Consider the following 22,104-nt stretch of genomic DNA (forward strand, 5'->3'; position numbering starts at 1 on the left):
CGACTGGCCGAGTTCGATCAGGAGAAGAGCGGCGGCGCCTGCGACGACCAGGATGTCGCCCAGCCGGACGGCGCGCCTATCGGGATTTCAAAAATGCGCGCCCGAAGGTGGGGGCTGCCTTTCAATGACGCGAATGGCGTGAGCGCCCAAACCGCGATCAGTCCAAGCAACACAAAAGCAGTGGGACAGAAGATGCAGCAAGCCGCGTGGAGGCAGCCGCCGCTTCCAGCGTTTCCGTTGATGTCGTTGTCGGCGCAGGGACGATCGTCGGAGGAGAGGGCGAATCCCGCCTCCGCTCCCATGACGCCATGGGCAGGTCGCAGACCCGCCAGAGCAACAATGCTCTGCGTCAGAAACAGAAGCGCGAAGAGGACGGCGAGCGGGCGCGGCAAGGCCGTGCGCCAGCTGCTTCCTCTCTCCTCTTTGATCATTTGACCCGCTCCTGCGCCGGTCCGCCTCCCCCGCCGAGGGCGCGCGGCCGATCTGTCTCTTCCATGCATAGCGATGAAAGGTCGCGGGAACCTCGCAAAGGGAAGAAAAGCCAACAAATGCGGGGAGTGTTGCTCAAGCGCAACAGTAAGACTGGGGGAGCGTGCGCATGCCACGGCGCCGCCGACTTGAGCTTGCCAGCGGCGCGCGCTTGGCTATGAAATGCATCGACGCCCTCTTGCGGCGGCGTTTGGGAGCGGCGTCCCATGAGAATTCTTCTGGTTGAAGACCAAGCCAGCTTGGCGCGCCAAGTCGCCGAGAAGATCCAGCGCTCGGGTTACGACGTCGATCAGGTTGAAACGATCGAGGAAGCGCTCCGAGCGCTCGATAGCTGCGCCTATTCGCTCGCCCTGCTCGACCGGCGCCTGCCCGACGGCGACGGCGTGTCGCTCGTTCCCCGCATTCGCAAGATGCGGCCCGAGACTCGGATTTTGATGCTCACGGCGCTCGACGCGATCGACGATCGGATCGAAGGGCTGGACGCCGGCGCTGACGACTATCTGACGAAGCCGTTCAATCTCGATGAAATGATTGCGCGGATCCGCGCGAACCTGCGCAAGCACGGCGCGAGCCCGGCGCCGCCGGTCGCGATTGGCGCCATGTCCTTCGATCTCGAGAGAAGGGAGGCGTTCGTCAAGGATCGTCCCCTGCTGCTGTCGCGTCGCGAGCTGATCCTGCTCGCGACTCTCGTCAGACGCGCGAATTGCGTCGTATCGCGCGAGGCGTTGAACGCGGAGCTTTATGGATATGGCGAGGAGGTTCAGGATCACGCGCTGACCTCGCTCGTTTCGAGGCTGCGCACGCGACTCGCCGCCTCCGATGCGCGAGTCGAAATCTATTCAGCGCGCGCTCTGGGCTATATTCTGCGGGAGACGAAGGAGAGTGAGGGGGACGCGTGACGCGGGGCTCGTCTCTGGCGCGCCGGACGGTCGGTTACCTCATGCTGGCGCAGATTTCCGCCTTCGTTCTTGCCTGGGCGGTCACGCTCGGCCTCGGCCTCTCTGGCGTTGAAAGATTTACCCAGTCTTGGGACGAGCTTGCCGCCTTCCGCGCCGCCAATCTCGTGATTGATTCGCTCAAACCCGACGAGGCCGGCGACGTCCATATCATTCCTACGCCCCAACTTGACTCCGAGCTGAACCGGCTCCCCGCATTCAGATATGCGGCCTTTGACTTCAGGACGAAGCTGCCTGTCCCCGGCTCCTCGCCGGAGCTCGTCACGACGCTAAAAAATGTGGTCGCGGTGAGCCCCACGCATTCGCATTTCGTATTGCCGGGCGATCCCGATACGCCGACGCTGGGTTTCATGGGACCGCATAGGACGCCCTATGGGCGGTTTCAGATCGCGAGCTATCGGGCGAAATTTCGCTGGGAGGATATTTTCCTGTCGATGCGCGAAGATCTCCTGAGCGTCGCCGCCTATCTCGTCGCCGCCGCCCTGCTCTCCGGCGCGACCGCATGGCTCGCGGTCCGTCAGGGATTGACGCCCCTGCGCAGCGCCGCCGCCCAAGTGGCGCAAATCGACATGAATTCATTGAACAAGCGACTGCTGTCCGATGATGTTCCCGTTGAAGTGGCGCCTTTCGTCGACGCGGTGAACGAAGCGCTCAAGAGACTCGACGCCTGGGCGGCGCGTCAGCGCCGTTTCACGGCCAACGCCGCGCATGAACTGCGCACGCCGCTCGCGATCATGCGCGCGCGACTGGAGAATGCGAAAGCCTCGCCTCTCAAGAGCGAATTGCTCGGCGACGCAAGCCAGCTGCGCTCGATCGTCGAGGAGATGCTGGTTGCGGCGCGTCTGACGGAAGGTCAGGCGCCGCTTGACCAGCGCGTCGATCTCTCCGTCGCCGCCCGCCGGGTCGTCTCGGACTTGCTGCCGCTCGCGATCGACCGCGACCGCTTCATCGATTTCGACTGCGCCGCCAACGCAGAGACGCGCGGCAATCAGCGCGCCGTCGAATGCGTGCTAACCAATCTCATCGACAACGCCCTGCGCGCCGAACCGTCCAAGGGATCGGTCGTCGTCCGGATTGATCGCGATAAAATCGTCGAGGTCATCGATCACGGCGAAGGGATCGCCGCCGCCGATCGAGAGATGATCTTCGAGCCCTTCTGGCGAAAGAGCGAATCCAGTCCCGGCACCGGGCTCGGGCTTGCCATCGCCAAGGAAATCGTCGACGCGCACGGCGGCCGCATATGGGTCGAGGACACGCCCGGCGGCGGCGCCACCTTCAAGTTAGCTTTTCCGTAGGAACATTGCTCTCGTCGCAGCCGCGACGCAACTCCAGCGCCGCGGCCGTTCGCGCGCTACGCCGCCGCGCGCAGTTGCGCGACGCGCACCGGCACCGGCGGATGCGAGAAGTAGAAGGTCGCGTAGAGCGGGTCCGGCGTCAGCGTCGAGAGATTGTCGCGCGTCAGCCGCGTCAACGCCGAGATCATCGGCTCCTTCCCTACGAGATCGCGGGCGAAGGCGTCCGCCTCGAACTCGGCCCGCCGCGACCGCCATGCGAGCAACGGCGTCAGGACATGTGAGATTGGCTCGCGGGCGAGCAGCAGCGCCACAAGCACGACGCCGGGATCGTTCGGGAGACCGAACCAGCCGGCAAAAACGTCGGAGCCGAAGGCCCACCAGAGCACTGCGAAGCCGACGAAGGCGATCGCCGCTCCCTGCAACAGCATCTGCCGCACATGGCCGAATTTGAAGTGGCCGAGCTCATGCGCGAGAATCGACTCGATCTCTTCCGGCGAATGCTTTTCGAGCAGCGTGTCGAAGAAGACGATGCGTTTCGCCTTGCCGAACCCGCTAAAATAGGCATTGCCATGCGTGGAGCGCGTCGACGCGTCCATCACGTAAAGGCCTTTCGACTCGAAGCCGCATTTGGCGAGCAGCGCCTCCATGCGCCGCTTCATCGCGCCCTCTTCCAGCGGCGTGAATTTGTTGAACAGCGGCGCAATGACCGTCGGGTAGATCACGGTCATGGCGATCGCGATGGCGATGAAGGCGACATAGGCGAACAGCCACCATGTGTTGGGCGCGGCGCCCAGCAGCCAGAACATCCCGAAAAGCAATGGCGTCGAAACGGCGAGCTCAAGCGCGCCGCTCTTCGCCTGATCCACGAGGAATTTTCGCGGCGTCAGGCGATTGAATCCGAAACGCTCCTCAAGCCAGAACGCGCGCGCGGCTGCGAAGGGCATGTCGATGAAACTGCCGATCAGACCGAAAGCGAGAACAAAGAGCACGCTGCGGACAAGGCCCGGTTCGACGAGCGCGGCGATCGCCGCGTAGAGCGGCGCGAGCCCGACCGCGAGCCACAGAATTGAAATTGCGGCGTCGAAAACCGATTCCGCGATGGAAAACTCCGTTTTCGCAATCGTATATTCCGCAGCGCGTCGATGATCGTCGAGCGTCACTTCTCGCGCAAAATCCGGCGGCACCTGGTCGCGGTTGGCCTCGACCATCGCCATCTGCCGCAGGCGCAGATAAACGCCGAGGCCCGCCGAGGCGGCGATCGCCAGACAAATCAAGACGCCGATTGCGCTCATTTCGCTCTCCCGCAATTCTCTCGCGGCAATATAAGTGCGCTTGGCGGCCTTTGCGAGAGCGCCGCTTTATACAATACAGCTCGAGCGCGACATTGGCGGCGGCTGCGGCGCGATCGCGATCGGTTCGGGCGGCGCCGATCAGTCCCACACGCGCGAGATCGTCGGGCGTGAGCAAGACCCGGCGCCCTCTATCGCCGTCGCGCGCGACGAGGACCGCCCCGTCGCGCTGCCGCCTGTCTGCGTCGAGTCGCGAGAGCCGTGAAGCATTTGGCTGAAGATGATTTTTCCGGCCGCGAGCAGAAACGCGCAGAGCGTCGCGAAACCTGCAATCGCAAATGTTCTAGACAATAATGGCAGTCGCGACGGCACGGCGCGTCGAACAATGCGCGCGTCCGCCCGCGCCGCCTTCGGACCTTCGCGCGCGAGCGCCTGCTGATAATTGGCTGTCTCGGTCTGCAACTGCTGCTTGAGCAGCTTTGCGGCGCGTTCGAGCGCGAGCACATCCCCTTCTGTCATCGGGGCGCCGTCACGATCTTCGGAACGCCGTGAGATCTCAGCCTGCTCGCGAGCAGCTTTTTCGAGCGCACGCGCCGTACGCTCGGCAGCCAAACGCAATTGCCCATCAACATCGGCGAGCTGCGCGCTCAGCTCTTTGATAAGCGGATGCTTCCACAGCAAAGTCCGCGATTCAAAGGCCAATTGCGCGCGAAGCTCGGCGCGCCGCAAATAGAGGCGACGCAGCGGCTCGTCATCCGCGACATCCACAATCGCATCGATCCGGCCCTGCCGGAGCATCTCTCTCAGCATTTCGGCTTTCGCTTGCGGATCGGCGCGCGCTGTTCTCCGCGCCGCTGACAGCTCGGCGTTCAAATCTCCAACGTTCTGTGGAGAAATGCCGGCGTCATTCGACTCCGTCAGAGAAGGCGAAAGGGCGCGAAACGCTTCTACGCGCGCCTCGGCGTCGGCGACTTGCGTCTTCAGGTCAGCGACCACAGCTGCAAGCGTCTGCGCTGATGCGTGGGCCTTGGCGCGGTTGGCCTCCTGCTGCATCTCGACGAAGGCTTCGGCCACGGCGTTCGCTGATCGAGCCGCCAAATCAGCATCGCGCGACCAGAACTCGATCGATAGCGCCGGCGAATGGACGGACGTGCGAATGGCGAGCCGTTCCGAAAATCTTTCGAGAATCCGCTCCTCTGGCGCAACGAGCGTCGGATCGCGAACGACTCCGAGCGCCATCATCACGCGGCTCAGCACGCTCTGCCCATGTGCGAGCGGGTTGAATTCGTCGGCGTCGCCGAGGCCGAGCGACTTGATCACGCGTCGCGCCAGATCATGCGATGTGAGCAGTTGCACGCTGCTCTGCACGTTGTGAGCGTCGGGCGGGGACTGATCGATCCGCTTGCTCTTGCCGGCGCGGGTGAGAACGCGCTCCTGGCTTTCCAACAGCAAACGGGTTTGGGCGCTATAGCGCGGCGCAACGATGCTGACGAACAGCAGCGCGCCAATGAAGGCGGCGAGCGTCGGTCCGATCAGCCGCCAGCGGCGCTCGAGCAGGACTTCGCCGACTCGCGCCAGGTCGACGCCGCTGACCACGCCGTCGCCGCTCGCTGCATGACCGCGTCGCATCGCTCACTCCGCGTCCAGCGGAGTGATAATGAATTCATGGTTTAAGAGAAGTTAACCGGCGCCGGGCGCAGAGGTGAATGTTTGTTAACCATGTCGCATTAAAAAGACGAGGTCGCGCTGCGACGAAAAGCGAATCTTAATTGAAGAGTCAGGTCAGGAATGGCCAGGAAGGTCGCCCTCGCGGTCGCCGCGCTCACAGGCGCGTTGCTTTCGGCATGCGCGGCGCCGGGCGACTACCGTCCGGAACTCCTATACCCCGAGAAAGTCTACGAGGCCTATACGCTCGGCCCCGGCGACCGACTGCGCGTGATCGTGTTTGGTCAGGACGCGCTGTCCAACGCCTACACGGTGGACGGAGTCGGCCGCATCTCCATGCCGCTCATCGGTTCGGTAAGGGTGCAGGGTCTTCACGCCAGCGCGGTCGAGCGGCTGATCGCAGCGCGGCTGCGCAACGGCTATATCCGCGACCCCCACGTCGCCGTTGAAGTCGAGGCGTTTCGGCCGTTTTTCATACTGGGCGAAGTCGTCAACGCGGGACAATATCCCTTTGTGGACAGCATGACCGTGCGCACCGCCATCGCCATCGCCGGCGGCTTCAGCCCGCGCGGTTTCGACGGCGGCGCCGACCTCACGCGCGTCATCGACGGCTGCCCGGTGACGGGACGGGTGCCGCTCGATTATCCGGTGCGGCCGGGCGACACGGTCACCGTGCTGGAACGGATATTTTAGCCGCAGCGACTCCGTCAGGAGAGAACTGGTCGACCCTGCGCCGCGCCTATATCCTTCGCAGGACGCGTCTGGCGCGCCTACAGGCGAAGAAAGTCTGTTGCGAGCACGCGGAAACGGAGTTCGCTGTTGAGATTAGCTTTTGTCGTCGCCGCCATCGCCGCCCTTCAAGGAGCCGCCGGCGTCGCTCTGGCCGCTGCGGCGGCTCACGTCGACGCGAGCCCTTTGCTTGCGACGGCGAGCCAGTTTTTGATGATCCACGCCGCCGCCGGCGTCGGCCTCGCTTCGCTCGTGCGCACGACGCCGAAGCGGGAAGCGCGCTGGCTCGCCGGCATCGCCCTGGCGCTGCAGATCGGGGTCACGCTTTTTTCGGGCGACCTTGTCGCCAGGGTCTTTCTCGCCGGGAAACTTTTCCCGCTCGCCGCGCCGATCGGCGGCGGATTGACGATACTGAGCTGGTGCGCGTTCGCAGGGTGGGCGGCGTTCGCCATATTGCACGCAAATTCGCGCCAAACGCCGCCCGAAAGCTAGACAACCGTGGGAAACCGCCCCACCATTCGTTTATGTCGGTTTCGGGCTCCACCGACCTTTCGTCTTCGGCTCTGCCGAGCGACGAATCGCAGCGCGCGAGCGATCCTTTGCTCGGGCGGCGGCTGCTTATTGTCGAAGACGATCCCTATATCGCATTGGCTCTCGAAGAGACCCTCGCGGAATTCGGCTTAGTTATCGCGGGGATGGCCCGCAGCGTCGAAGACGCGGTGCGGCTTTCGTGCGAGGACGGCCTCGATCTCGCGCTGCTGGACGTCAATATCGGCCACGAAAAGATCGATCCCGTCGCAGACGCGCTCGCCGCCCGAGGCTGCCCTTTCATTTTCACGACGGGGTGCGGGCGCGCGGGATTGCCCGAGGCGCATCTCGAACACGCCATGGTCGAAAAACCATTTTACGTCGAAGAGATCCTGGACGCGCTGCGCGCCGAACTGGCGCGCGCCGAGGAGCGCTAGGCTCGGCCTTTCGCCACTTTATCGCCGCCCTTGGCCGCGAAAAGCGATGCGAAAGAGACTCGCTTCAGGAGAGCACACGGCTTGCCGCCGTCCGCCGTAACCGACAAGACCTCATCAGCTCTCAACGCCCGCCGCTACTCCGGCGCTGCGTTTCGCCGGCTGGCGATCTCAGTGGCGACTGCCGCGGCCCTCGCGGCGACGGCGGCCGCGATCGCGCCATGGCTCTTCTCGCCTGGCGCTCTCATGGAGGCGGTCGCCGATCAGCTGCAAGGCTCTTCCGGGCTCTACGTCGCTGCGCGCGGCCGAACGACCTTCTCTATTTTTCCTCGGCCAAGCATCAAGGTCGAAGGCGTCGCCTTCGCCGATCGCAACGGCGCGCTGCTGATCGAGTCGAGCGAGCTTCGCGGCGACGTCGACGTTCTGCCGCTGCTCACGGGACGGCTCAAGGTCGCGGCGGTCAAACTCATTCGACCGCACGCGCGGATCGACTTCGACAAGACGCCGTCGGGCGCGCCGGCCGCGGCCGCTCGGGCTGCCGCTGCAAAGCCGGCCACGCTCGAAGCCGCGGCGGCCGACAATGTGCGATTTGGCGTCGTGTCCGTCGTCGACGGCGAGGCGCGCATCACCTATCGCGGTCGCGTGTATGCGCTTGAGAGACTGAACGCCAACTTCGAATGGCGCCGTATCGGCGAGGCTGCGGCTCTCACGGCCGCGTTCGATTTGAACGGCGAACGGCTTGAAGCGATCCTGTGGGTGGCGCGTCCCGGCGCGCTGCTGCGCGGCGAGGAGTCCGTCGTCACTTCGCGGCTCGACGGCAAGACCTTCCAGTTCGAGGCGCAGGGCGTCGGCCAGCTGGGCGCTAACGCCCGCTTTGCAGGCCATGTCGCAGCCGCCGCCGCTTCGGCGCCTCACGCGCTCGCGCTGTTCGGCGTCGCCGCGCCCCTGCCCGGACCCTTTACCGATGCGCAATTTTCGGCTCAGGCGACGCTCGCGCCCGGAGAAGCGCACTTCAAGGACGCGCGACTGTTTGTCGACGGGAATGAATTTCACGGCGATCTCGACTTCCAGAAAGAAGATGGCCGGCCGACGCTGACCGCGTCGCTCAAGAGCGAATTCCTGTCCCTGCGGCCGTTTCTGGCCGACGCGCCGCCGCTGGTCGCCGAGAACGGACAGTGGAGCCAGCAGCCGTTGGCACTGCCCGATCTGTCCGGCGCCGATATCGATGTGCATCTTGCGGTCGGCCACGCCCGGCTTGGTCGGCTGAAGGTCGAAGACGCCGCGTTCGAGGTCACTTTGCGTGATGGCGCGGCGGAGTTCGCGATAAGCCAGGCGAAAGCCTACCGCGGCGCCCTCAAGTTTCGGGCGTCAATCGCGCCGGGGCCCGACGGGCTCGTCCTGCGCGCCAACGCCCAGACGACCGCGGTCGAGGCAGGACCGCTCTTATGGGACGCTTTCGGAAAGCCCATTCTCGCTGGAGCGCTCAACGCGACTTTGGCCCTCGACGGCTCTGGCGACACAATGGCGACGCTGATGCAAAGTCTGAACGGACGCGCGAGCGTCGCGCTCGTTGACGGCGAGATCTCCGGCGTCGATCTCGAGAAGGCGTTGCGGCGACTGGAGAAGCGCCCGCTGTCGAGCGCTTTCGACATCCGCTCCGGGCGGTCGGGGCTCGACGCCGCGAGCGCGACCGCGAAAATTGAGAACGGCGTGGCCGACATCGCCGAAGGCGTGGCGCGCGGACCGGGCTTCTCGCTCGCGTTCAGCGGCGCGGCGCGCCTGCCGGATCGCAGTCTCTCGGTCAGAGCGGTTGCTCGCGAGGCCGACAGCGCCGGCAAGACCGCCGATTTCGCGCCAAGCATCGCCCTCGAGCTTGCCGGCCGCTGGGGCGAACTGGCGCTGGGCCTCGACACGCAAGCGTTTATCCGCCGCTCGGACGCAGCCGCGCCGCTGCTGCAGCGCCCCGATGCGCCGGAAGCGTCGCCCGCGCGCTGACGGGGAAGGGCTAGACCTCCTCGAGCTGCGTCTCGTGCAGCAGCCTCGTCAGTTCGTCCGGTATGTCGAGATAGCGAAAGCGGCGAAGCTCGAAACCGACCTCAACCACGCCCCACGGCGGCGCATATGTCCGCCAGGGCGACACTTCCGCGACGATAACGACGTGACCGCCGTCGATGCCGCGGGCGATTCGCGCAACTGTGTAAATCGCGCCACGAACCAAGCCATTGCAACGTCCGTAGGGTCCCGCTGTCGCGTCTACGCAAATCACCTCGGCGCCAGGAGGCGTTTCAGGACTGATCATTAGCGACCTCGTTCTGCAGCGCGATGAACGCGCGCTCCTAATCAATTATGGAGCGCGCGTCGGCGGGCGAAAGAGCCCGCGCGCCGCATGAGGGTCACCAGAACTTCAGAAACCCGAACAGGCCTCTTCTCAGCTTTTTGCGATCCAGCGCGCTGAGTTCGTCATAGACCCGGCGCGTGGCGGCCCGCATTTCCAGAAGCTTGTCGTCCGGAACCTCGAAATCGAGAACGGCGGATTTCAACTCGCGCCGCGCCTGATCCAGCCGCGTCTGCGCATCCGCAATCAACGCATTCAGCATCCTTACCCTCTTCGATGTTTATGTCGCCTGAACTATAGCGCAACCGTCGAGAAACCTGACCGAAGTGCGCTGCGCGCCCCCGCGCGGCCCTTTTCCGTTGCGTTATCCTTAGGCGCGCCCTTGAAATGACGCCGCCAATTCATCGCCTGAAAAAGCGCGAGGCCTCGGAGGGAATCGAACCCCCGTACAAGGATTTGCAGTCCTCTGCGTAGCCACTCCGCCACGAGGCCGTAGCGCGGCGTGCGCCGCGTGCGCTCGCTCTTACAGGAGGGCGTCATGGCGAGCAAGAGCGTGCGTTTTGCCGCGACTTCAATATGGCCTGCCGTCCTTATGAGAGAAAGTCCAGCGGCCGTCGGGGCCGAGTTCCGCCATCAGATCGTCGTCCGGATAGCTCGCCGCATCGCACGCCGAGCGGTCGCCGATCTCAAGATAGACGACGTCCCGATCGGTGCGGTTGATCAGACAATGCGCCGCGCCCGCCGCCGGGAAGCCGGCGCACATGCCGGGCCGCAGGACGGTCTCGTCATCGTCGAGCAAGAGCGTCGGCTCTCCTTCCAGAATGAAGACGAATTCGTCCTGCCGGCTATGACGGTGCTTCAGCGCGGACTGCGCGCCGGGGGCAAGCCGCGTCAGATTGACGCCGAAATTCTTCAGGCCGAAGACGTCGCCTAAAGGCCGCTTCTCGCGCCCACGCATCCTTCCCGCGAATGGCTCCGGGTAGCTCGACGGCCTGACGCGCGCGGCGACGGAGGCCGCCTCGACGGCAGACAGCCGAGGCGGAATTGGCTTTTCCATGACGCAGCTTCCGTAAAGTCCGGGGGTAGCCAATTTGACAGGCAGCGCCCATTTTGACCATCTTCCGCCGCTCGCGCCTCACCGGCGCACCTCCTGGAATTGTCGCGATATGAACGTCGTTATCGTCGAGTCGGCCGCCAAAGCGCAGACGATCAACAAGTATTTAGGTAAAGATTTCAACGTTCTAGCGTGCTATGGCCATGTCCGCGACCTTCCCGCCAAGGACGGTTCGGTCGATCCCGACCAGGACTTCTCCATGGTCTGGGAAATGGACGCCAAGGGCGCGAAGCGCGTCTCGGCCATCGCCGACGCGGTCAAGGGCGCGGACAAGGTCATCCTCGCGACCGACCCCGACCGCGAGGGAGAAGCCATCTCCTGGCACCTTCTCGACATTCTGAATAAGAAGCGCGCGCTCAAGGACAAGAAGATCGAGCGCGTCGTCTTCAACGCCGTCACCAAGGACGCGATCAAGGAAGCCATGGCGCATCCGCGCCAGATCGATCAGGCGCTGGTCGACGCCTATCTGGCGCGCCGCGCGCTGGACTATCTCGTCGGCTTCACCCTGTCGCCGGTGCTGTGGCGCAAGCTGCCCGGCGCGCGTTCGGCCGGCCGTGTGCAGTCGGTGGCGCTTCGCCTCGTCTGCGACCGCGAACTCGAAATCGAGAAATTCGTTCCGCGCGAATATTGGTCGCTCGTCGCCCATCTGAAGACCAAGGCTGGCGAACCGTTCACGGCGCGGCTGGTAGGCGCCGACGGCAGGAAGATCCAGCGGCTCGACATCGGCGCCGGCCAGGAGGCCGAGGACTTCAAGAAGGCGCTGGAGACGGCCGCCTTCGTCGTGCGCTCGGTCGAGGCGAAGCCGGTCAAGCGGCACCCCTATGCGCCCTTCACGACCTCCACGCTGCAGCAGGAGGCGTCGCGAAAACTCGGGCTCGCGCCGGCGATCACCATGCGCATCGCCCAGCGGCTCTATGAGGGCGTCGACATCGGCGGCGAGACGGCCGGTCTCATTACTTATATGCGAACCGACGGCGTCGACATGGCGCCCGAGGCCGTCGCCGGCGTGCGCAAGGTGATCGGCAAGGAATACGGCGACCGCTTCGTTCCTTCCGTTCCGCGCAAATACACGACGAAGGCCAAGAACGCGCAGGAAGCGCATGAGGCGATCCGTCCGACCGATCCCGCGCGCCTGCCCAAGCAGGTCGCGAAATATCTGGAGCCCGAACAGGCGAAGCTCTACGAGCTGATCTGGACGCGCACCATCGCGAGTCAGATGGAGTCGGCCGAACTCGAGCGCACGACCGTCGAAATCGACGCGAAAGCCGGCCCGAGGAATCTGGAGCTGCGCGCAACGGGTCAGGTCGTCCGCTTCCCGGGCTTTCTCGAACTCTACCAGGAAGGCCGCGACGACGGAGAGGACGAGGACGGCGGTCGCCTGCCCGCGATGGCGCAGGGCGAGCCGTGCACGCGCGACAAGATCGACGCGACCCAGCACTTCACCGAACCGCCGCCGCGCTTCACCGAGGCCACGCTCGTCAAGCGCATGGAGGAGCTCGGAATCGGCCGGCCGTCGACCTACGCCTCGACGCTCGCCGTGCTGCGCGACCGCGACTATGTCCGACTCGACAAGAAGCGGCTCGTGCCCGAGGACAAGGGCCGCCTCGTCGTCGCCTTTCTCGAAAGCTTCTTCTCGCGATACGTCGAGTTCGACTTCACCGCCGACCTCGAGGAAAAGCTCGATCTCGTCTCAAATAATGAGATCGACTGGAAAGAGGTGCTGCGGGACTTCTGGAAGGATTTCTCCGCCGCCGTGGACGGCACCAAGGACCTGCGCGTCAGCGAGGTGCTCGACAGTCTGAACGAGCTGCTCGGCCCGCATGTGTTCCCGCCGAAGGAGGACGGAAGCGATCCGCGGCTTTGTCCGGCGTGTAACGCCGGCCAGCTCTCGCTGAAGGTCGGCAAATTCGGCGCCTTTGTCGGCTGCTCGAATTACCCCGAGTGCCGCTACACGCGGACGCTGTCGCCGCCGACGGGCGACGCCGCCGACGCCGCGCGGCCGGGCGTCAAGGTGCTGGGCGTCAATCCCGAGACCGGCGCTGAAGTCACGCTGCGGGATGGCCGCTTCGGCGCCTATGTGCAGGAAGGCGAACAGGAGGAAGGCGGCGAAAAGCCCAAGCGCGCCTCGCTGCCCAAGAACATCCGGCCCGACGATCTGACGCTCAATCAGGCCATCGCCCTGCTCTCCCTGCCGCGCGAGGTCGCGAAACATCCGACGAGCGGCGAGCCCATCGTCGCCGGCATCGGACGCTTCGGTCCCTATGTGCAGCATGGCAAGACCTACGCGAATATCGGCCGCGACGATGATGTGCTGAGCATTGGCGCCAACCGCGCCATCGACCTCATCGTCCAAAAGGAGTCGGGCGGCGGCTCCCGCTTCTCGCGCGGCCCCGCGGAGCCGGCGCGCGTGCTCGGCGATCACCCGGAAGGCGGCTCGGTGAGCGTCAAATCAGGCCGCTTCGGCCCCTATGTGAACTGGGGCAAGGTCAACGCCACCATCCCGAAGGGCGACGACCCCGCGGCGCTGACGCTCGAAGCTGCGCTGGCGCTGCTCGCGGCGAAGGCCGCTGGCGGCGGTGGGGAAGCGACCGGCGGACGCTTGCTCGGCGATCACCCGGATGGCGGCAAGATCACTGTGCGCGCCGGACGGTTCGGCCCCTACGTCAATTGGGGCAAGATCAACGCGACGCTGCCCAAGGGCGCTTCGGCCGATGAGGTGACTCTCGAAGAGGCGCTGCGCCTCATCGAAGCCAAGGGCGAAACCGCGACGAAGGGCGGCGCGCCGAAGAAATCGGCGAAAAAAGCGCCGGCCAGGAAGGCGCCGGCGAAGAAGGCTCCGGCGAAAGCCACGAAGAAGATCGAAGACAGCGACGAGACGCCTTTCGACGACTCCCAGCCTGTAAAGAGCACGGTCAAGGCGACCGCCAAGAAGACGGCGGCGAAGAAGCCGCCGGCGAAAAAGACCGCCTCGAAGGCGAAGAAGGCGGCCGCGAGTTAGCGCCGTCTCGAATTTCGCTGATGGTCAAGCGGCGTTTCAACATCGCCGCCGGCATCCTATATGTTTGCCAACGAGTCCGGTCGAGACGCTCGGACGTCATCTCCGACGGACTCTTTAAGACAAGCGCGGCATCGTTCCGCTTTTTCTGCCTCTTTTGAGCGAGTCCTTGGCGAAAAAAGACACTAGAGAAAAACACGCGCCCTCCCGCGAAGACATCCTCGCCCTCATCGCCCGCGAAACCGAGGCGGGCGGACCGCGCAAGATCGGCGTGCGCGAAATCGCCCGCGCTTTCGGCCTCACCGGCGACGATCGGATCGCCGTCAAGCGCATGCTCGCGGAACTCGCGGACGAAGGCGTTCTCGAAAAGCGCGGCCGGCGCGTGACGCGCAAGGGCGCGCTGCCGCCCGTCGCGCTTGTCGACATCGTGGCGCGCGACCGCGACGGCGAGATGATCGCCGCGCCGGTCGAATGGGACGAAGACGAATTGGGGCCGGCGCCGCGCATTCGCATCCAGGCGCCGCGGCGCGCCCGGCCGGGCGAACCCCTGCCCGGCGTCGGCGATCGCGCGCTCGTTCGCGCCGAACCAGATCGCGACGCAGGTCCGGACGAGCCGCCCTATGTCGGGCGCGTCGTCAAACTCCTCTCACGCCAGCGCCACCGCGTGCTCGGCGTGCTGCATGTCGAGGCGAACGGCGCCGGCCGTATCGAGCCGATCGACAAGAAGCAGGCTGGCCGCGAACTCGCCGTCGCCGCTGCCGACATCGGCGAAGGCAAACATGGCGACCTCGTCTCGGTCGATCTCGTCGGCAAGACGCGCTTTGGCGCGCCGCGCGCCCGCGTGCGCGAGACGCTTGGCTCGGTCACCGGCGAAAAGGCGGTGAGTCTCATCGCGCTGCGCGCGCATGACATTCCCGACGTGTTTCGCCCCGAGGCCACGGCGGAGGCCGAGCGCGCGCGGCCGGCGTCCCTCAACGGGCGCGAAGACTGGCGCGACCTGCCGCTCGTCACGATCGATCCGCCGGACGCCAAGGATCACGACGACGCGGTGCACGCCGCGCCGGACGACGCGCCTGACAATGAGGGCGGCTTCGTCATCACCGTCGCGATCGCCGACGTCGCGCACTATGTGATTCCGCGGTCGGCGCTCGATCGCGACGCCTTGGAGCGCGGCAATTCGGTCTATTTCCCCGACCGTGTCGTGCCGATGCTGCCCGAGCGCATCTCCAACGACCTCTGTTCATTGCGTCCCAGTGAAGATCGGCCGGCGCTCGCCGTGCGCATGCGCGTCACGAGCAAGGGCAGGAAGATCGATCACAAGTTTCATCGCGTGATGATGCGTTCGCACGCCAAGCTGGCCTATGCGCAGGCGCAGGACGCGATCGAAGGCCGCACGGATGAAACGACGAAGCCGCTGCTCGCCTCGGTGCTCAAACCGCTTTACGCCGCGCATGAAGCGCTGCAGCACGCGCGCAATCTGCGCGCGCCGCTCGATCTCGACCTGCCCGAGCGCAAGATCCTTTTGAAGAAGGACGGCTCCTTCGATCGCGTCGTCATTCCGCCGCGGCTCGAAGCGCATCGGCTGATCGAAGAATTCATGATCCTGGCGAATGTCGCCGCCGCAGAGACTTTGGAGCAGCATCGCCAGCAGCTGATCTATCGCGCCCATGATGAACCCTCGCGCGAAAAGGTCTCGGCGCTTTCGGAATTTCTCGCGACGATCGGCGTCAAGCTCGCCAAAGGCCAGACGCTGCGCCCATCACATTTCAATGTGATCCTCGATCGCGTGAAGGGCATGGAGCACGAGAATATCGTCAACGAGATCATTCTGCGCACGCAGGCGCAGGCGGAATATACGCATGAAAACTATGGGCACTTCGGCCTCAATCTGCGCCGCTACGCGCATTTCACCTCGCCCATTCGCCGCTACGCCGATCTCATCGTGCATCGCGCGCTCATTCGCGCGCTGAAGTTCGGCGAAGGCGCGTTGCCGGAAATGCCCGCTGGCGAACTTGCGGAAATCGCCGCGCGCATCTCGGCCGCCGAGCGGCGCGCCATGGCGGCTGAGCGCGAGACCGTCGATCGGCTCATCGCGCATCATCTCGCCGATCAGATCGGCGCGCGCTTTTCAGCGCGCATTTCCGGCGTAACGAAATCGGGGCTCTTCGTGCGCCTGCTCGAAACCGGCGCCGACGGCTTCGTGCCGGCGGCGACATTGGGCCGCGAATATTACGCCTATGACCCGGCGGCGCATGCGCTGACCTCGCGCTCCGGCGTCAGCTACCGACTCGCGGATGTGATCGAGGTGCGGCTCATCGAGGCGGCGCCGATCGCCGGCGCCTTGCGTTTCGAGATCACGAGCGGAGGCGAACGCCGCGCCCCGCCGCGCAATGGCGCGAAAAAGGAACGCGAGCGAAAGCCCGCGCGTCGCAAACGGTAGTTTGGCTTGCGATCGCCGCAGTCCTCAGAGCGACATCCGAACGGACCCGCCATCGCGCGACCGCTGGCATTCATACCCAGCGTCGATGCGCGGTTGGCATAACCGCAACGCGCCTGCGGCAATAGCGAACGCTCAGCAGGATAGATATGCGCATTGCGGCTTAGGCGCGTCTTGAGAATTCGAGACCACGCAAGTTCGACGCAAAGATGCAACAGGCGCATTCATGAACATCCGCCGTTCTTGCGCGTTGAAGGTGCTCAACTCCGGGAACGAACAGTGGAGATCAGATCCCACACAGCGGAGGCCCCTATGCGCTTAATAGTCTTTGCGTCATCGACGATCAGCGCGCTGGCGGTCATTGTCGCAAGCGCCTCGGCCCAGACTCAGGCGCCGTCGGCTGGGGGAGCGGGAGAATCCGGCGCAAAGCCGTCGATCGGGCGAACTGCTCCGCGCCAAGCGCCGCGCATTGGCGCGCCAGCAGCCGGACGCGATATGCGCGCGACCAAAGGTAGAAGCTCGACAAAGGAAGCCGACGACGCTTCCGGCCGGCGAGGCGCGCAGAAGACCGAGGCTCAGGGCGATGCCTCACCCGATGGCAAGGCCGCCAGCCGAACTGAGCGAACGCGCCAGCACGCCAACGAAGCGCGCCGGGACAAGGCTGAACGTAAGAGCAAGGCCATGTCGCCTTCCGCCCGCGATCAAGCGGCCCCGCGTCGCGGCGCGGCCGGACAGGCGGACCGGGACAAAGCCGAAGATGCGAAGCCCGCCATGCGTGGCCAGGCGGCGCCTTCTCGTCAGACTCCATCGGCTGAAACGCGTCCGGGCGCCGACCAAACGGGCCGTTCTAGGGCGGAGCGACAGGATACGCCGGCCGCGCCTTCCGCGCGCGATCAGGGCGAAACGCGCCAACCCTTTGCGACGCCAAGGTCTGGCTCGGAGACAGCTGCGCAGACGCGGGGTCGGGGCGCCGGTTCGGTCCAGACCGGCAGCGTGACGCTTGACCGAAGGCAGGCGCGGGTGGTCCGGAACATCCTGCAACGACGAAACGTGCAGACTTTCTCTCGGTCGGATTTCTTCGTTGGGATCGGCGCGCGCTTGCCGTCCCATGTCAGGCTATATCCCCTCCCCGCGGCCTTCGTGAGCATTGTTCCGCAATATGCCGGCTACGATTACGTCGTCGTGGAAGATGAAATCATCGTCGTCGCTCCGGAGAGCCGCGAGGTGGTGGCGACCTTCGACGAAGGCGGCGGCGCCATAGTCGCGGAGGAGGATAGCGTCAGGTCGCTGGATCGTGGACCTCGCGGGTCCATCGATCGGAACGCCATCGACCGGAGCGCACAAGGATTGAGCCTGAACCGTGAGCAACAGCGCACGGTTTACCAGGCCGTCATGCGTGACATTGTCGGCAACGAACGCGAGACCTGCACATTGAGGATCGGTGAACGCGTTCCACAGGCCATAACTCTTACCCCATTGTCTGTTCCGGGCGTTCCGGGCGCAGCGCGATACAGTTACTTCGTCGTGAGCCGACAGGTGGTTCTCGTCGATCCACAGACTCGCGAGGTCGTAGAAATCCTCGGTGGGGAAATAGCGGGATGACGCCGCGGTAATCCGTCATCGCAGCCTTCGAGAGAGAAACGCAACAGCCCCGCCGCTGACGTTCGGCGGGGCTGTTTGCATCCAAAGTCGCGGCGCGCGCCGCCGCGCCCGAAGGCTGCGTTTACGCGCCCTTGGCGCAGATGAAGACCTGGCGGCGCCGGCCCCAGCACTCGCCTGTCCGATACACCTTGCCGAGGTTGCGGCCGCCCAGGCTCGCCGTCCACGTCCGTCCATGTTCGAGCGTCAGGACGACGGCCTCGTCGCCGGCGTTGAGCGTGAGCATGGAGCGCCTGGGCTGACGCAGCATGCAGCCGCGCTCGAAGAGCACGTGGCCATCCACCTTGACGAAGCATTTGCCACGGCGGCCCTCTGCCGCGGGCTCGTCGTCACGCTGGCTTTCGCGCGCCGCAGCTGGCGCCGAAGGCGCCTCGTCGTCCGGCTCCGCCAGCGCGGCCGTGTCGACAGGCGGTGCTGCGTCGAAGGCGGTTTTCGGCCGCGCGGCGTCGAGCGGCGCGACCGCGGCGGCCGGCGCGTCCGCTTTTGTCGGCGGCGGCAGCGGCTCGGGCAAGGGTGCAGCCGCGGCCTGGGCTTCCAGAAGCCGCTCCTTCAGCTCCTTTGAGTCGGCTGCCGGCGGCATGGGCGGCGCAATCGAGTCCGTCGCGACGCTGACGGCGGGCGCCGAGGATGGCGCGACAATACTGGCCTGAGCGGTCTCGGCCACAGGCGCAGGAGTCGTCGGCTGCTCGATCCGCGCCGGCGTCGTCGGCGTTTCGACCTGACGGAGCGTCGCGCCGTCGGCGCGGGGCGCGTGCGCGCCTCTCCAGGCGAGATGTGCGGCGAAGCCGCCGCCGCTAAGCAGGATGACGCCGGCGACAACGTAAAACCACGCCGGGCGCCTCGACGACGCAGCGTGACAGAGCGCGCGCCACTCGCCCGCCATGTCGCTTGAGAAATTCTTGATCCAACGCGGCGCTCGGGTGTTGCGGAAAGGCCTTTCCAGGCTTTCCAGCTCCCTCAGCAGGCGCCGCTTCTCCTGCAGTATCCGCCTTTCGAAGTTCTCCAACTCCGCGACCTTGCGCCGCTTCTCGAGTGTTACGCTCATACTACTCACTCCAAGCGCGTCGGCGTGAAGACCGAGGGAGAAGTTCTTCACGTCGATACATTCGGCTCTGCGCAGAACGACGCGCGAGAGCATCGGCTCCTTTAGAAGATATTTCTCCCCGCCTGAGTATTGCCGCGCGATTAGCCGGAGATCCTCCCGCCATACGCCGCTCCTCTTGCGGATTAACCAACAAAATTATGGCTGTTCTTTGCCGCTTCGCTTGACGAAGCCCGAATCGTTCGAATCTCAGATGGAGCCGCAGGGCGCCTTCTTGACATCGCTCGCGCCGCACGTATGTTGCCGGCCAATTCGTTCCCGGCGCGCTTAGGCGGCCGGGACGATTTCGTTTCTCTGATAGACTGGAATGAGCGATGGCCAAATCCGCCATGATCAAGATCAAGCTCCTGTCCACGGCGGATACGGGCTATTTCTACGTGACGAAAAAGAACGCGCGCACCAAGACGGAAAAGCTCGTCTTCAAGAAATACGATCCCGTCGCGCGCAAGCACGTGGAATTCAAGGAAACGAAGATCAAGTAAGCGCGTCGCGAACGACGCGCGAGATCATCGTCACAGCCGAACAGCTGAAAGGAGCGTCGCCGCTGGCGCGCTCCGGAGATTTGTTGGTTGAGGGGAGACCGCCTTCAGGCAAGGCGGCCGACTGACGATGGCTTCAAGGAGGCCACTCCAACCACCGCCAGTCGGCCAACCCCACGGACCCAGGAGATGCGGCGGACCTGAGCACTCCGCAGGGTATTCAAAGTTGTGCCGAATACGCATCAAACGCTTACGCGCGCCATGGGTCTTCTTACAGGCCCTTCGACGCCGCCAGACGCGCAACTCATTTGGCGCAGTCACGTTACTCCGGCTGCACAAAAATGCAACTATCTGATATGAAATTTCACAGATAGGGAGTTGCGAGGCGCTTGTGCGCCAGTGCAGGCAATAACATCGCGCTGCGATGAACGTGGCGCCGGAGGAATAGATGGCATCTGGATTCCGATTTGTTCTCGGGCTCGTGGCCGGCGTCTCGGTCGCCCTGACGCTTTCCGCCTGCGGCGAACACATGCCGGGCGACGCCACCGGCGCCAAGGTCCTGCGCAATCTTCTGGAAAAGAACGGCGTCGACGCCAAGCTGGTCTCCTTCAAGAAGGTGCAGGGCCGCGAAGTGAAGCGTGAAAACGTCGACGCTTACGAATTGATGTATGAGGCTGAAATTCAGTTTCCCGAGGGCTTCGAAGCCAAATGCGCCGATGAGCGCGAGCGCGGTAAATGCGCTTTTCTCGGCCTCGACGACGACCGCACATTCGCGAAAGCCGAAGTGCATACGAGCGAAGGCACGCTGCATTTCGTGAAGAGCGAAAAGGGCTGGATGGCCGAGGACAACAACGCCTATTAACGCCTTCGCGCCGGCGCGCGCGCCGATTGTCATCATCCCGGCGCGTCTTGGGTCGACGCGTCTGCCCGGCAAGGCGCTCGCCGACATCGGCGGCCGTCCGATGGTGGTTCGCGTTTGGGAGCGCGCATGCGCGGCGGCGCTGGGGCCCGTCGTTGTCGCGACCGACTCTGACGAGATCGCCCGCGCCGTCGAGGCGGCTGGCGGACAGGCGACGCTGACGCGCGGCGCTCACGCCTGCGGCAGCGATCGCGTCGGCGAGGCGCTGCAAGCCCTCGACCCGCAGGGGCGCCACGACGCCGTCGTCAATCTACAGGGCGATCAGCCCTTCCTTCCGGACGGCGCCCTGAAAGCGGCGCTCGCGCTTCTCGGCGACCCTGCCGTCGACATCGGCACCCTCGCCTGCGCGGCAAGCGCTGACGACGCCGACGACTCCAACGCCGTCAAGCTCGTCGCCGCCTCGCTCACGCCCACCCGTCTGCGCGCGCTTTACTTTACGAGAGCGCCAGCGCCCTATGGCGACGGGCCGCGCCTGAAGCATGTCGGCGTCTACGCCTTTCGCCGCGCCGCACTGGAGCGGTTCGTCGCGCTGGCGCCCTCTCCGCTCGAACTGCGCGAGCGCCTCGAGCAGCTGCGCGCGCTCGAGGCCGGCATGCGCATCGACGCCGCGCTGCTGGACAAAGGCGCCGCATCGGTGGATACGGAACGCGATTTGGCCGCGCTGCGCGCAGCAGCGCGCGAACGGGACGCAAAGTGACGAAATATATCGCCTATCAGGGAGAGCCCGGCGCAAACTCCGACCTCGTCTGCCGCCAGGCTTTTCCGCATCTGACGCCGCTGCCTTGCGCGAGCTTCGAGGACGCCTTCGCCTCGGTGACCGAGGGCCGCGCCGCGCTCGGCATGATCCCGATCGAAAATTCGATCGCCGGACGCGTCGCGGATATTCATCATTTCCTGCCGCATTCCGGTCTGCATATCATCGGCGAGCACTTCCTTCCGATCCATTTTCACCTGATGGCGCCCAGGGGCGCGACTCGGCAGGGGCTCAAAAGCGTCTACAGCCATGTCCATGCGCTCGGCCAGTGCCGGCGCGCCATCCGGCAGTTCGGACTTGAAGCGCATACCGCAGGCGACACCGCCGGCGCGGCGCGCGAAGTCGCCGAATGGGGCGATCCGACGAAGGCGGCGATCGCGCCGCGGCTCGCCGCCGAGATCTACGACCTCGACGTGCTGGCGGAGAACATCGAGGACGAGGCGCACAACACGACGCGTTTCATCGTGCTCTCCAAGACAAGGCAATGGGCGGCGCCGAACGCGGGTTCGACCATCACCACCTTCATCTTTCGCGTGCGCAACGTGCCCGCCGCGCTCTACAAAGCGCTCGGCGGATTCGCCACCAATGGCGTCAACATGACGAAACTGGAAAGCTACATGGTTGACGGCGAGTTCGCCGCGACGCGCTTTCTCGCCGACGCCGACGGACATCCCGAGCAGCCGGCGATGGCGCGCGCCCTGGAAGAACTTCAGTTCTTTTCCAAGGAAGTGGAAATTCTCGGGGTTTATCCGGCGAGCGATTTCCGCATCACCAACATCCGCGCCTTCGCTTTTGGGGATTGACAGGCCGTAGAGGCAATTGCTTTCCTTGCCGGCCTGCTTCAGTGCGAACGGGAGTGTCGCCGCCCGGCGATGATCCGCTCGCGGCGCCGTCCTTTGCGACGCAAGCGCCCGTCGAAACGGCC

20 protein-coding genes and 1 tRNA gene are annotated in these 22,104 nt (G+C 65.0%); 13 read left to right on the top strand and 8 right to left on the bottom strand.

Going from position 1 to position 22,104, the window contains the following annotated elements:
• Nucleotides 1-17: 17 nt before the first annotated feature.
• Nucleotides 18-431, bottom strand: a complete 414-nt coding sequence (locus AC0X69_RS04800; protein WP_482611802.1) for a hypothetical protein — start codon at nucleotides 429-431, stop codon at nucleotides 18-20.
• A 264-nt stretch (nucleotides 432-695) separates the two neighbouring features.
• On the opposite strand from AC0X69_RS04800, the gene AC0X69_RS04805 reads away from it, so the two are divergent.
• Nucleotides 696-1,388 carry a response regulator transcription factor gene (locus AC0X69_RS04805; protein ID WP_482611804.1) on the top strand — a complete coding sequence of 231 codons (693 nt, stop codon included), beginning with the start codon at nucleotides 696-698 and terminating at the stop codon, nucleotides 1,386-1,388.
• Nucleotides 1,385-2,740 (top strand): sensor histidine kinase, encoded by a 1,356-nt coding sequence (locus AC0X69_RS04810; RefSeq protein ID WP_482611806.1) that lies wholly within the window; start codon nucleotides 1,385-1,387, stop codon nucleotides 2,738-2,740. The genes AC0X69_RS04805 and AC0X69_RS04810 overlap by 4 nt, the downstream gene beginning before the upstream one ends.
• A gap of 56 nt (nucleotides 2,741-2,796) precedes the next feature.
• Here the strand turns inward: AC0X69_RS04810 and AC0X69_RS04815 are convergent, their stop codons facing one another.
• Nucleotides 2,797-4,032 carry a M48 family metallopeptidase gene (locus AC0X69_RS04815; protein WP_482611808.1) on the bottom strand — a complete coding sequence of 412 codons (1,236 nt, stop codon included), beginning with the start codon at nucleotides 4,030-4,032 and terminating at the stop codon, nucleotides 2,797-2,799.
• 138 nt (nucleotides 4,033-4,170) lie between these two features.
• Complete coding sequence (locus AC0X69_RS04820) at nucleotides 4,171-5,658, bottom strand: GumC family protein (protein ID WP_482611810.1); 1,488 nt, start codon at nucleotides 5,656-5,658, stop codon at nucleotides 4,171-4,173.
• 159 nt (nucleotides 5,659-5,817) lie between these two features.
• On the opposite strand from AC0X69_RS04820, the gene AC0X69_RS04825 reads away from it, so the two are divergent.
• The 4 genes from AC0X69_RS04825 to AC0X69_RS04840 all read left to right on the top strand — a co-directional run bounded on the left by AC0X69_RS04825 (nucleotide 5,818) and on the right by AC0X69_RS04840 (nucleotide 9,380).
• The gene (locus AC0X69_RS04825; protein ID WP_482611812.1) at nucleotides 5,818-6,387 is read left to right on the top strand and encodes a polysaccharide biosynthesis/export family protein; all 570 of its coding nucleotides are present in this window, start codon (nucleotides 5,818-5,820) and stop codon (nucleotides 6,385-6,387) included.
• A 126-nt stretch (nucleotides 6,388-6,513) separates the two neighbouring features.
• The gene (locus AC0X69_RS04830; protein WP_482611814.1) at nucleotides 6,514-6,915 is read left to right on the top strand and encodes a DUF423 domain-containing protein; all 402 of its coding nucleotides are present in this window, start codon (nucleotides 6,514-6,516) and stop codon (nucleotides 6,913-6,915) included.
• Nucleotides 6,916-6,947: 32 nt separating this feature from the next.
• Nucleotides 6,948-7,388, top strand: coding sequence for a response regulator (locus AC0X69_RS04835; RefSeq protein WP_482611816.1), 441 nt, complete (start codon nucleotides 6,948-6,950; stop codon nucleotides 7,386-7,388).
• 81 nt (nucleotides 7,389-7,469) lie between these two features.
• Nucleotides 7,470-9,380, top strand: a complete 1,911-nt coding sequence (locus tag AC0X69_RS04840) for an AsmA family protein (RefSeq protein WP_482611818.1) — start codon at nucleotides 7,470-7,472, stop codon at nucleotides 9,378-9,380.
• A gap of 10 nt (nucleotides 9,381-9,390) precedes the next feature.
• Here the strand turns inward: AC0X69_RS04840 and AC0X69_RS04845 are convergent, their stop codons facing one another.
• The 4 genes from AC0X69_RS04845 to AC0X69_RS04860 form a co-directional block, all read right to left on the bottom strand.
• Nucleotides 9,391-9,684, bottom strand: a complete 294-nt coding sequence (locus AC0X69_RS04845) for a hypothetical protein (RefSeq protein WP_482611820.1) — start codon at nucleotides 9,682-9,684, stop codon at nucleotides 9,391-9,393.
• A gap of 94 nt (nucleotides 9,685-9,778) precedes the next feature.
• Nucleotides 9,779-9,982 (bottom strand): hypothetical protein, encoded by a 204-nt coding sequence (locus AC0X69_RS04850; protein ID WP_482611822.1) that lies wholly within the window; start codon nucleotides 9,980-9,982, stop codon nucleotides 9,779-9,781.
• A 159-nt stretch (nucleotides 9,983-10,141) separates the two neighbouring features.
• Nucleotides 10,142-10,212 (bottom strand) — tRNA-Cys (locus AC0X69_RS04855).
• A 79-nt stretch (nucleotides 10,213-10,291) separates the two neighbouring features.
• Nucleotides 10,292-10,777, bottom strand: coding sequence for a cupin domain-containing protein (locus AC0X69_RS04860; protein WP_482611824.1), 486 nt, complete (start codon nucleotides 10,775-10,777; stop codon nucleotides 10,292-10,294).
• Nucleotides 10,778-10,886: 109 nt separating this feature from the next.
• On the opposite strand from AC0X69_RS04860, the gene topA reads away from it, so the two are divergent.
• From topA to AC0X69_RS04875, 3 genes are all read left to right on the top strand, one after another.
• Nucleotides 10,887-13,832, top strand: coding sequence for a type I DNA topoisomerase (gene topA / locus AC0X69_RS04865; protein WP_482611825.1), 2,946 nt, complete (start codon nucleotides 10,887-10,889; stop codon nucleotides 13,830-13,832).
• Nucleotides 13,833-13,998: 166 nt separating this feature from the next.
• Nucleotides 13,999-16,269, top strand: a complete 2,271-nt coding sequence (gene rnr, locus AC0X69_RS04870; RefSeq protein ID WP_482611827.1) for a ribonuclease R — start codon at nucleotides 13,999-14,001, stop codon at nucleotides 16,267-16,269.
• Between the two features lie 276 nt (nucleotides 16,270-16,545).
• Nucleotides 16,546-17,868, top strand: coding sequence for a DUF1236 domain-containing protein (locus AC0X69_RS04875; protein ID WP_482611829.1), 1,323 nt, complete (start codon nucleotides 16,546-16,548; stop codon nucleotides 17,866-17,868).
• Nucleotides 17,869-17,989: 121 nt separating this feature from the next.
• On the opposite strand, the gene AC0X69_RS04880 is transcribed toward AC0X69_RS04875, so the two are convergent.
• Complete coding sequence (locus AC0X69_RS04880) at nucleotides 17,990-19,063, bottom strand: hypothetical protein (RefSeq protein WP_482611831.1); 1,074 nt, start codon at nucleotides 19,061-19,063, stop codon at nucleotides 17,990-17,992.
• 278 nt (nucleotides 19,064-19,341) lie between these two features.
• Here AC0X69_RS04880 and rpmG point away from each other — a divergent pair, with 278 nt between their 5' ends.
• The 4 genes from rpmG to AC0X69_RS04900 all read left to right on the top strand — a co-directional run bounded on the left by rpmG (nucleotide 19,342) and on the right by AC0X69_RS04900 (nucleotide 21,982).
• Nucleotides 19,342-19,509 carry a 50S ribosomal protein L33 gene (rpmG, locus tag AC0X69_RS04885; RefSeq protein WP_036286758.1) on the top strand — a complete coding sequence of 56 codons (168 nt, stop codon included), beginning with the start codon at nucleotides 19,342-19,344 and terminating at the stop codon, nucleotides 19,507-19,509.
• A 445-nt stretch (nucleotides 19,510-19,954) separates the two neighbouring features.
• Nucleotides 19,955-20,368 (top strand): hypothetical protein, encoded by a 414-nt coding sequence (locus AC0X69_RS04890; protein ID WP_482611833.1) that lies wholly within the window; start codon nucleotides 19,955-19,957, stop codon nucleotides 20,366-20,368.
• Nucleotides 20,364-21,122 carry a 3-deoxy-manno-octulosonate cytidylyltransferase gene (locus tag AC0X69_RS04895; RefSeq protein WP_482613311.1) on the top strand — a complete coding sequence of 253 codons (759 nt, stop codon included), beginning with the start codon at nucleotides 20,364-20,366 and terminating at the stop codon, nucleotides 21,120-21,122. The genes AC0X69_RS04890 and AC0X69_RS04895 overlap by 5 nt, the downstream gene beginning before the upstream one ends.
• Nucleotides 21,119-21,982 (top strand): prephenate dehydratase, encoded by an 864-nt coding sequence (locus tag AC0X69_RS04900; RefSeq protein WP_482611835.1) that lies wholly within the window; start codon nucleotides 21,119-21,121, stop codon nucleotides 21,980-21,982. The genes AC0X69_RS04895 and AC0X69_RS04900 overlap by 4 nt, the downstream gene beginning before the upstream one ends.
• The last annotated feature ends 122 nt before the right edge of the window (nucleotides 21,983-22,104 follow it).

The sequence above is a fragment of the Methylocystis sp. Uni0008 genome (assembly GCF_056838045.1).

Excerpts from the sequence above, each read along its gene's own strand:
- AC0X69_RS04890 (WP_482611833.1), top strand. The coding sequence starts at position 19,955 with ATGGCATCTGGATTCCGATTTGTTCTCGGGCTCGTGGCCGGCGTCTCG.
- AC0X69_RS04860 (WP_482611824.1), bottom strand. The coding sequence starts at position 10,777 with ATGGAAAAGCCAATTCCGCCTCGGCTGTCTGCCGTCGAGGCGGCCTCC.
- topA (WP_482611825.1), top strand. The coding sequence starts at position 10,887 with ATGAACGTCGTTATCGTCGAGTCGGCCGCCAAAGCGCAGACGATCAAC.
- AC0X69_RS04805 (WP_482611804.1), top strand. The coding sequence starts at position 696 with ATGAGAATTCTTCTGGTTGAAGACCAAGCCAGCTTGGCGCGCCAAGTC.
- AC0X69_RS04815 (WP_482611808.1), bottom strand. The coding sequence starts at position 4,032 with ATGAGCGCAATCGGCGTCTTGATTTGTCTGGCGATCGCCGCCTCGGCG.
- AC0X69_RS04880 (WP_482611831.1), bottom strand. The coding sequence starts at position 19,063 with ATGCTCTCGCGCGTCGTTCTGCGCAGAGCCGAATGTATCGACGTGAAG.
- rpmG (WP_036286758.1), top strand. The coding sequence starts at position 19,342 with ATGGCCAAATCCGCCATGATCAAGATCAAGCTCCTGTCCACGGCGGAT.
- AC0X69_RS04820 (WP_482611810.1), bottom strand. The coding sequence starts at position 5,658 with ATGCGACGCGGTCATGCAGCGAGCGGCGACGGCGTGGTCAGCGGCGTC.
- AC0X69_RS04835 (WP_482611816.1), top strand. The coding sequence starts at position 6,948 with ATGTCGGTTTCGGGCTCCACCGACCTTTCGTCTTCGGCTCTGCCGAGC.
- AC0X69_RS04800 (WP_482611802.1), bottom strand. The coding sequence starts at position 431 with ATGATCAAAGAGGAGAGAGGAAGCAGCTGGCGCACGGCCTTGCCGCGC.
- AC0X69_RS04850 (WP_482611822.1), bottom strand. The coding sequence starts at position 9,982 with ATGCTGAATGCGTTGATTGCGGATGCGCAGACGCGGCTGGATCAGGCG.
- AC0X69_RS04825 (WP_482611812.1), top strand. The coding sequence starts at position 5,818 with ATGGCCAGGAAGGTCGCCCTCGCGGTCGCCGCGCTCACAGGCGCGTTG.
- AC0X69_RS04845 (WP_482611820.1), bottom strand. The coding sequence starts at position 9,684 with ATGATCAGTCCTGAAACGCCTCCTGGCGCCGAGGTGATTTGCGTAGAC.